At 71.8% G+C, this 6,712-nt stretch carries 8 protein-coding genes; 5 read left to right on the forward strand and 3 right to left on the reverse strand.

The annotated features are described in order from the left end of the window. Positions 1 to 29 precede the first annotated feature (29 nt). The gene (gene ppgK, locus FRW57_RS15070; RefSeq protein WP_137120956.1) at positions 30 to 791 is read right to left on the reverse strand and encodes a polyphosphate--glucose phosphotransferase; all 762 of its coding nucleotides are present in this window, start codon (positions 789 to 791) and stop codon (positions 30 to 32) included. Between the two features lie 26 nt (positions 792 to 817). Next, positions 818 to 1,681, reverse strand: a complete 864-nt coding sequence (gene map / locus FRW57_RS15075) for a type I methionyl aminopeptidase (RefSeq protein ID WP_137120957.1) — start codon at positions 1,679 to 1,681, stop codon at positions 818 to 820. A 49-nt stretch (positions 1,682 to 1,730) separates the two neighbouring features. Between map and FRW57_RS15080 the strand changes: the two genes are divergently transcribed. Continuing rightward, entirely contained in the window at positions 1,731 to 1,919 is a 189-nt protein-coding gene (locus FRW57_RS15080) for a methionine aminopeptidase (protein ID WP_137120958.1), read from the forward strand. 38 nt (positions 1,920 to 1,957) lie between these two features. Further along, positions 1,958 to 3,847 (forward strand): S9 family peptidase, encoded by a 1,890-nt coding sequence (locus FRW57_RS15085; RefSeq protein WP_152186375.1) that lies wholly within the window; start codon positions 1,958 to 1,960, stop codon positions 3,845 to 3,847. Between the two features lie 10 nt (positions 3,848 to 3,857). On the opposite strand, the gene FRW57_RS15090 is transcribed toward FRW57_RS15085, so the two are convergent. Continuing rightward, the gene (locus FRW57_RS15090) at positions 3,858 to 4,274 is read right to left on the reverse strand and encodes an SRPBCC family protein (protein ID WP_152186376.1); all 417 of its coding nucleotides are present in this window, start codon (positions 4,272 to 4,274) and stop codon (positions 3,858 to 3,860) included. Positions 4,275 to 4,467: 193 nt separating this feature from the next. On the opposite strand from FRW57_RS15090, the gene FRW57_RS15095 reads away from it, so the two are divergent. From FRW57_RS15095 to FRW57_RS24795, 3 genes are all read left to right on the forward strand, one after another. After that, positions 4,468 to 5,754 carry an ArgE/DapE family deacylase gene (locus FRW57_RS15095; RefSeq protein ID WP_152186377.1) on the forward strand — a complete coding sequence of 429 codons (1,287 nt, stop codon included), beginning with the start codon at positions 4,468 to 4,470 and terminating at the stop codon, positions 5,752 to 5,754. Between the two features lie 48 nt (positions 5,755 to 5,802). Then, positions 5,803 to 5,925: a hypothetical protein gene (locus tag FRW57_RS24790; RefSeq protein WP_275263152.1), complete on the forward strand. Its 123-nt coding sequence runs from the start codon at positions 5,803 to 5,805 to the stop codon at positions 5,923 to 5,925. After that, positions 5,922 to 6,712: alpha/beta fold hydrolase (locus tag FRW57_RS24795; RefSeq protein ID WP_152186378.1), on the forward strand; the 791-nt coding region annotated here is incomplete at its 3' end. The genes FRW57_RS24790 and FRW57_RS24795, both read left to right, overlap by 4 nt.

Consider the following 6,712-nt stretch of genomic DNA (forward strand, 5'->3'; position numbering starts at 1 on the left):
CCCGGCCCGGTCCGGCACGCGCGCGGCCGTTACCGGCTCGCCTGCTCCGCAAGCCAGGCGGCGCCGATGATCCCGGCCGCGTTGGCCAGCTGGGCCGGCACGATCGGCGCCCGCAGGTGCAGGTGGGGCAGGTACCTCTCCGACTTCTTGGAGACGCCGCCGCCGATGACGATCAGGTCGGGCCAGAAGAGGTCCTCGACCGCTCCGAAATAGCGCTGCAGCCGACCAGCCCACTGCTCCCACGACAGGCCCTCGGCCTCGCGCGCGCTGTTAGCCGCCCGCGACTCCGCGTCGTAACCGTCGATCTCGAGGTGCCCGAGCTCAGTGTTGGGCACGAGCGCGCCGCAGTTGAGCAGCGCCGAGCCGATGCCGGTGCCGAGGGTGGCGACGAGCACGAGACCGTCGCAGTTGCGCGCGGCGCCGTAGTGCAGCTCTCCGACCCCGGCGGCGTCCGCGTCGTTCACCACGACGACCTGCCGCCCGACCCGGGCGCTGATGAGGCGCTGCGCGTCGGTGCCGACCCACGTCTTGTCCACGTTGGCGGCCGAACGCACCACTCCGGAGGTGACGACCGCGGGGAAGGTCACGCCGATGGGGGAGTCGCCGGTCTGGTCGGCGAAGTGGTCGCAGATCTCGGCGACCACGTCGGCCACCGCGTCGGGAGTGGACGGCTGGGGCGTCTCGATGCGCAGCCGCTCGGCAGCGAACTCGCCACGCTGCAGGTCGACCGGTGCGCCCTTGATGCCGCTCCCGCCGATGTCGATGCCGAGCGGTTGGTGGGTCGTGGACATGGCGCGCCTTCCGTGCGGTGTGCGGATCAGGGCAGGGTGAGGATCTCGTTGCCGGACTCGGTGACCAGGATGGTGTGCTCGAACTGCGCGGAGCGACGGCCGTCCTTCGTCACGACCGTCCAGTCGTCGTCCCACATCTCCCACTCGGGGGTGCCGAGGTTGAGCATCGGCTCGACGGTGAACGTCATACCGGGTTCGATCACGGTGGCGTAGGAGGGAGCCGCGTCGTAGTGCGGGATCACCAGGCCGGAGTGGAACGAGGATCCGATGCCGTGACCGGTGTACTCCTTGACGACGCCGTAGCCGAAACGCCTGGCATAGCTGGCGATCACCCGTCCGATGACGTTGATCTGCCGGCCCGGGACCGCCGCCTTGATGCCCCGCAGCATCGCTTCGCGGGTGCGCTCGACGAGTAGCCGCGACTCCTCGTCGACGTCTCCGACCAGGAAGGTCGCGTTGGTGTCGCCGTGGACTCCGCCCACGTAGGCGGTGATGTCGATGTTGACGATGTCCCCGTCCGCCAGGGGCCGACTGTCCGGTATGCCGTGGCAGACCACCTCGTTGACGCTCGTGCACAGTGACTTCGGGAAACCCCGGTATCCGAGGGTGGACGGGTAGGCGCGGTGGTCCACCAGGAACTCGTGCCCGACCTTGTCGATCTCGTCGGTGGTGACGCCGGGCGCAACAGCGGCGCCGGCGGCCTGCAGGGCCCGGGCCGCGATCCGCCCGGCCACCCGCATCCGCTCGATCGTCTCGGGATCCTTGACCTCCGACCCGGTGAAGGGGGCGGGCGCCGGTCGGTCGACGTACTCGGGCCTGCCGATGGCCACCGGCACCGTGCGCCGCGGACCGATCGTGGCCGGAGCGACACTTGCGTGGGTTGGCGGCATACGGTGGAGTCTAGGCACCAGCACGCCCGACCGACCACGGAGGTTTCTCGTGAAGTACTGGTACAACGTCGACCGCGCCCAGGTGGAGGACGACACCAACCGCAGCCGCAACGAGAACGTGCTCGGCCCCTACGACACGCGTGAGGAGGCCGAGCAGGCGCTCGCGCACGCACGGGACAACACCGAGAAGTGGGACGCCGAGGACAAGGCCTGGAACGACGAGGGCCTCGAGGACTGACCGCAGTCCCCGCCGCTCCGCTCGATACCGTGACGGCCATGGAGAGCGAGCTCACAGCTGACCTGATCACCTCGACGTGGCGCCCGGAGCAGGTGCGGCTGTCGCCCGAAGGGCGCCGTGTGGTGTGGTCGGCAGCGCCCTACGGCCAGAGCGATGAACACGGTGAGAGCGCGCTGTGGCTCGCGACGACGGACGGAGAGGAGTCCGGTCGACGTTGGACGTATGGCGGGTGCGACAGCGCGCCGCGCTGGTCACCGGACGGACGGCGGATCGCCTTCCTCTCCGACCGCAAGGAGAGGGGCACCAAGGGTCTCTACCTGCTGCACACCGACGGGGGCGAGGCAGAGCCGCTCGTGGTGCGCAAGCGGTCGGTGAGCGCGCACGACTGGTCGCCCGACGGCTCGCGCCTGGCCTTTTTGGCCCCCGACGAGCCGGACGATGAGGACGAGCGCCGTGAGCAGGAGCGGGACGACCCCGACGTGTTCGGCGAGCATTGGCAGCGCGACCGGCTGCACACCGTCGACGTCGCCTCCGGCGAGGTCACGACGCTGCTGGAGCTCGACCTGCACCCGGTCGAGGTGGCCTGGTCGCCGGACGGCTCGACGATCGCCTTCGTCGCCCAGGACACCCCGGAGCCGGACGAGTCCGACCGACGGGCACTGTGGCTGTGGGACGTGGCCGCACAGGAGGCGCGACGGCTGTGCGCCTCCGCCGGTATGGAGGGCCTCGCCTGGGGTGCCGACGGCACCCGGTTGAGCTACACGGCATACCAGGACGGCGTCCACCAGGCGTCCTTCACTGCGTGGTCGGTGACGACTCCCGAGGGTTCGGTGCCGGAGAGGGTCGGCACCGGCCTGCAGGAGGGTGCCTGCACGGTGGGCGCTCGACCGGACGACGGGCGGCTCGCGATCCACGTCGTGCAGGGCCTCACGGACCGGCTCGAATGGAGCGATCCCGCCTCCGGTCAGCGGGCCCTGCTCTGGGAGGTCGAGGGGGAGATCGGCGACCACGACGTGGCCCGAGGTGTGTTGGCAGCGGTGGTGAGCACCGCCGACCGTCCGCCCGAGGTGTGGGTGGGGCGTCCGGACCGTGTGCGCCCGGTCTCCGACCACCACGCCGACTGGGCGGACGTCGCGCTCGGGACGGTGAAGCCGTTCACGACCGAGGCGGCGGACGGGCTGGTGCTCGATGGCGTCACCATCACCCCGCCGGGTGGTGTCGACGGGCCCAACGCGACGGTGGTCCTCGTCCACGGTGGTCCCTATGGCCGGTCCGGGCTGTCCCCGCACTGCAGCCCGCTCGACTGGGGGCAGTGGCTGGCGTGCGCCGGATACACGGTGCTCATGCCCAACTACCGGGGCGGCATGGGGCGGGGCCAGGCCTTCGCGGCCGCGGTGCGTCACGACGTCGGGGGCGCCGAGGCGCAGGACGTGCTGGCGATGGTGGACGCCGCCGTCGAGCGCGGGATCGCGGACCCGCAGCGGCTGGGCATCGGCGGGTGGAGCCAGGGTGGGTTCATGACGGCGTGGGCGGTCACCCGGACGACACGCTTCCGGGCCGGTGTCATGGGAGCAGGGATCAGCGACTGGGGCGCGATGTCCTCCCTGTCCGACCTGCCGACCTTCGAGTCCGTCCTCGTGGACGACCGGCCGTGGGACGGACCCGGCCCGCACGACTTCGCGAGGAGATCACCGATCTCGTATGCCTTGTCGCGCGAGACGCCTCTGCTGATCCTGCACGGGCAGAAGGATGTCCGCGTCCCGATCGGTCAGGCCACGGCCTTCCATCGCGCCTTGCGGGGGCAGGACGTGCCGGTGGAGCTCGTGACCTATCCGCGCGAGCCGCACGGCGTGGGCGAGGCTCGCCACCAGGTGGATCTGCTGCGGCGCGTGCGCGAGTGGTATCAGCGCTGGCTACCGCTCCGCTGACGCGGCTGCGTCAGGAGGCCGCGGTCAGCCGCTTGAGTGCGCCCTCCCAGCGCTCCCGCAGCTGCTCTGGTGCGCTGCCGTCGGCGAGGTGCTCGTGGCGCAGCTGGAGCCTCGTGCCCTCGTCGGCAGGGCTCAGCTTGAGGTCGACGAGCGAGGCGGGTGCATCGGCGTCGGCGTGCCAGGAGACCCGCACCTGCTCCATCGGGTGGTAGCTGCGGACGACGCCGTGGGTGCCGTCCTCGCAGTGCCACGGTTCGCCCTTGCCTCCGAGCCTCGCCCCCCGACCGAGCAGGGCCTCGATGCCCTCGTTGGTGGTCAGCCGCGCCCACACGCTCTCCAACGGGCGGGGCACGACCTCGGTGATCTCGACGCTCGTGGTGCCTTGCCCCGCGGACTCGGTCTCCGTGGACTGTTCCTCATCTGTCATCCAAACCTCCTCGGTCCGGCCCGGCCGACCGTTCGGCCGGGTGGGAGTACTGCACGAGACCAGCACACCAAGAAGTGGGCCCCGGCACAATGCCCAGCGGCGTCCAGGTTGCCCACGATGCCCGCGCCACGCCCGGGTGTCCGACCCGCGGCCCCTGACGCACGACCCCACGCGGGAGTGAGAGCCTGCGGTCATGACGGGCCTGACGCCGGACGAGCGGCGAGTTCTCGACGCGGTGGACGACGACGCGATCGTCTCCGACCTCGCCGCACTGGTGGGCATCCCGTCCGTCGGTGGCACCCCGGCCGAGGTGGCGGTCCAGCAGTGGTGTGCCGAACGCCTGCGGGTGCTCGGGATGCAGGTGGATGAGTGGGAGATCGACCTGCCCTCGGTGCTGGCCGAGCACGACTTCCCCGGGATGGAGGTCGACCGGGTCTCGGCACTCGGCGTGGTGGGCGTCCTCGGCGCGCCGTCTGCCGACCTCACCGACACCGGTGGTGTGCCGGCTCTTGCCTTCTGCGGTCACACGGACGTGGTGCCCCCCGGCGAACGGGAGGCGTGGCCGGGCGGTGACCCCTTCGTGCTGCGGCTGGAGGAGGGACGCGCCCACGGTCGAGGAGCCTGCGACATGAAGGGCGGGGTCGCGGCCATGATCGGAGCGACCGACGCCCTGCACCGATCGGGCGTGCACCTCACCAGGCCGCTCGCCATCCACTGCGTCAGCGGTGAGGAGGACGGTGGACTGGGCGCGTTCGCCACGCTGCGACGAGGCCACCGGGCGTCGGCCTGCGTCATCACCGAGCCGACCGCGGAGCTGGTGGTGCCCGCCAACGCCGGGTCGCTGACCTTCCGGATCGAGGTGCCGGGGTTGGCGACTCACGGGTCACTGCGCTGGCAGGGGGTCAGCGCAGTGGACAAGCTCGATGTCGTCCAGGGGGCGCTCCGACGGCTCGAGGCCGAGCGCAACGAGAGTCCGCCGGCAGAGTTCGACCACCTCGACCTACCGTGGCCTCTGTCGATCGGCGTGCTCAGGGCGGGCGACTGGGCCAGCACCGTGCCCGATCTGGTGGTGGCCGAGGGCCGCTACGGGATCCGTCCCGGCGAGTCCGTCGCCGAGGCGATCGCAGTGTTCGAGGCCGCGGTCGCCCGTGCGTCGGACGGTGATCCGTGGCTGCGCGACCACCCGGTCCGCGTGAGCTGGCCGGGCGGCGCGTTCGCACCGGGCGTTCTTCCCGACGGGCACCCCCTCCTCGGTGAGGTCTCGGAGGCGGTGACCACGGTCCGCGGCGAGGTGCCCGGGGTTCGCGGCGCGCCATACGGCTCCGACCTGCGCCTGTATGCCGCCGCCGGGGTCCCTACGTTGCAATACGGCCCGGGCTCGATCCAACACGCACACTCGGTGGACGAACACGTCGAGGTGGCAGACCTGCTCGCCTGCGCGCGGGTCTACGCACTGCTCGCGTTGCGCGCCTGCCGCTGACCCCCGGTCGAGGGCTGGGGCCGTTGACGTTGCCGTAGGGTCGGTCCGGTGAGCTCGCCGACCTCCTCCATCACCCGGGGCCTCGCACCCAGCGGCTCCCAGCGCGCGGTGATCAACCTCGCCAATCTCGTTCTGGCCCGAGGCAGCCGCGACGTAGCGGTCTCGCTGTGACCTCGCGCCTGGCCGACGAGGACGTCTTCCTCGCTGAGCCCGAACGGCCTTGTGGGACCGGCGTGCTCGTCCTGCACGGTTCGAGCGGCCGGCTCGAGGCGGACCGGGCGCGCCTGTTGGCCCGGCACGGGGCGCACGCGCTGGCGATCCGCTGGATCGGTGGTGTGGGTCAGCCGTCCGACCCCTGTGAGGTGCCGTTGGAGCTGTTCTCGGCGGGTCTCGACCGCTTGGCCGCCCGGTGTGACCGGCTGGCGGTGCTGGGGCTCTCTTTCGGTGCCGAGGCCGCTCTCCTGACCGGGGTCCACGACAGCCGGGTCGACGCGGTGGTGGCCTTCGCCCCCAGCCCCGTTGCCTGGGCGGGGTTCTCCGGTGGGCGGATGTCGTCGCACTGGAGCCTGCGCGGTGAGCCGGTGCCGTTCATGCCGTTCCTCGTCGACGGGGAGCCGACCGGCTATCCGCCGGCCTTTCGCGGACTCTACGAGGCGAGTCTTGCGGCAGACCCGGCTCGAGCGGCGCAGGCCGCGATCCCGGTGGAGCGGATCTCCGGTGACGTGGTCCTGGTGGGTGGTGAGGACGACCAGGTCTGGCCCGGCGCGGACTTCGCGCGGTTGGTGGCGCGACGCCGGGATCGGCACGGCCTGGCCAGCACGGTCGTGGTTCACCCGGGGGCCGGGCACCGCGTCGTGCTGCCCGGGGAGGAGCCCGCACGCGGTGGCATGAAGATGGCGCGTGGCGGCAGCGAGCGGGCCGACCGGGAGTTGGGGCAGCTGGCCTGGCCGCACCTGCG

Origin of the sequence: Segeticoccus rhizosphaerae, assembly GCF_009192725.1 — a bacterium.
Lineage (GTDB): Bacteria > Actinomycetota > Actinomycetes > Actinomycetales > Dermatophilaceae > Segeticoccus > Segeticoccus rhizosphaerae.